The following is a 1,793-nucleotide window of genomic DNA, read 5'->3' as shown; positions in this document are numbered from 1 at the left end:
GCCTGAGAAGGACGTTGCCGGGGCAACCACTCGGCCGCGCTTCGGTTACCGGCCTCAGCGCCTCTGCCTCACGCCTGCTCGCGCACTCCACGGCAGCCAGTCGATGGGAAAGAGTGTTCCCGGCTTCAACGGGCCACCGGCAGAACCCGCAGGCGCTCACGCATGGCCCGGCACGTCACGGCGTCTTCCGCAGGCTCCACGGGTCGGCCGTCGGCTTCCAGGCTCCCGAGCCCGCCGACCGCCTCCGCTGTGAGTTCGACGCCCCGATAGATGACCGCGGTGACTCCGAGCACGGCACCGGCCAGCTGGCTCGCCCCGCCTCTGCCGACCAGGCTCACGCGCAGTCTCTCCCGGTCGCGGACCTGGAACCGCACGCCGTCCAGGGACACCGATACCAGACCCGATCCGTTTCGTGGAGGGCGCAGTTCGACGCGACCCAATGCCACACTCGCCAGGCGTCGCCCGGCATGCAGGCCGATCACCGGATGGGAGGTCCCGCTCGCCTCAGCGGAGCCTGCAGGAAGCGCCAGCAGCGGCACCCCGGCGAACGCCGCGATGCGGCGCGCCTCGGCCGGGCCGAACCCGCCCGCATCCACCAGGAGGTCCACACCGCTACCGCGTAGCGTCTCCCTTCTCCACCGCGCTTCCAACGGCGTCACCTCCAGCGACTCCATCCCGGAGGCCACCAGGCGCGCGCGCAGCCGCGCAGCACGGACCCGACTCGCTTTGTCGGCGCCGTGCAACACCCCAATGCGCCCCGATGGCGCGTGCCCTGCGGCGGCATCGGCCAACGCGACCGACCCCAGTAGCGGGTGTATCGCGGCTTCACGCATCACGCGGAATTTCCGGCAAGTGGTCCCACAGGCTCCGCAGGTTCGAAAACGAACCATCCGGCAGGCGGCCGAGAACGCTCAGTATTTCCGGGCGCGCGCCCTGCAGTTCGGCGGAGGAGATCAACTCTCCCCGCTGCACGGGACCGGAACCGAACGCGCCTTCCAGGTGGTCGGCGATCTCCCGTCGCGTGACGATCATGCCGCTCCTTTCACTGTTGCGGGATATCCGTGGGGCCTACCTCACACGTCCCGGTGTCCATCACGAGACCTCCGAGACCAAGTGGGCCTGGAGAAGAACATCGGATCCACCGCAGTGGCGCGGGCGCAGAGACGGCTGTCTCTGAGGAAGCGCGCCCAGCCACTGCGATGGGGTTGAAGACCGGTGGGGTACACAGCGATTCAGCGGCACCGGCCTCCGCAACATCATACTCTACAGTCTCGTAAGAGTAGAGTTATCAGCGCCCCTGGTGAACGCAGTAGGTTCATCCCTCCGATTTCTCCGCCGAGGTTGCTCTCACCATGGCCGAACGCGCGCCCAATCCCGCTGTCGACCCTGTGATCCAGGCCGAATGCGCCTTCCTCACCGAGGCCCGCGCCGCCCTGGGGCGTATGCATGAGGACGTCGTCACCACCGCGACCGTGCAGGACTCCTCCGAGGACGCCGACTACACCTTCGCCAACCGGGAACTGACCCGCGACCGCGAACGACGCGCCGAGTCCCTGGTCGACTTCTCCGACGTTCCGCTGTTCTTCGGCCGGCTGGACTACCCGCCCGGCGGTGTCTACGAGGCCGCCCCCGGAGAGTCGCCGTCGGCGACCCGCGGCCCAGACGCCGACCACGTCTACATCGGGCGGCGCCGCACCCGCGGCTCGCTCACCGTGCTCGGCGACATCGCCCAAGGCACCAACCCCTGGGCGGTCGACGACTGGCCAAGGCTGCTGGCCCACCTCGGCCAGACC

General features: G+C 69.1%; 2 protein-coding genes and 1 pseudogene. 1 reads left to right on the top strand and 2 read right to left on the bottom strand.

Translation table 11 applies throughout. The features are described from left to right. Nucleotides 1–125 precede the first annotated feature (125 nt). Both VS93_RS26300 and VS93_RS26295 read right to left on the bottom strand, forming a co-directional pair. Nucleotides 126–836 carry a hypothetical protein gene (locus VS93_RS26300; protein ID WP_156185033.1) on the bottom strand — a complete coding sequence of 237 codons (711 nt, stop codon included), beginning with the start codon at nucleotides 834–836 and terminating at the stop codon, nucleotides 126–128. Further along, the gene (locus VS93_RS26295; RefSeq protein WP_046472527.1) at nucleotides 826–1,032 is read right to left on the bottom strand and encodes a DUF2795 domain-containing protein; all 207 of its coding nucleotides are present in this window, start codon (nucleotides 1,030–1,032) and stop codon (nucleotides 826–828) included. Before VS93_RS26295 ends, VS93_RS26300 begins: the two co-directional genes overlap by 11 nt. 320 nt (nucleotides 1,033–1,352) lie before the next feature. Here VS93_RS26295 and VS93_RS26290 point away from each other — a divergent pair. Beyond that, a pseudogene (locus VS93_RS26290) lies at nucleotides 1,353–1,793 on the top strand (hypothetical protein); the annotation flags it as partial.

It is taken from the genome of Allosalinactinospora lopnorensis, from assembly GCF_000981225.1.
Classification (GTDB): domain Bacteria; phylum Actinomycetota; class Actinomycetes; order Streptosporangiales; family Streptosporangiaceae; genus Allosalinactinospora; species Allosalinactinospora lopnorensis.
This window is presented reverse-complemented; position numbering and strand designations above follow the sequence as displayed.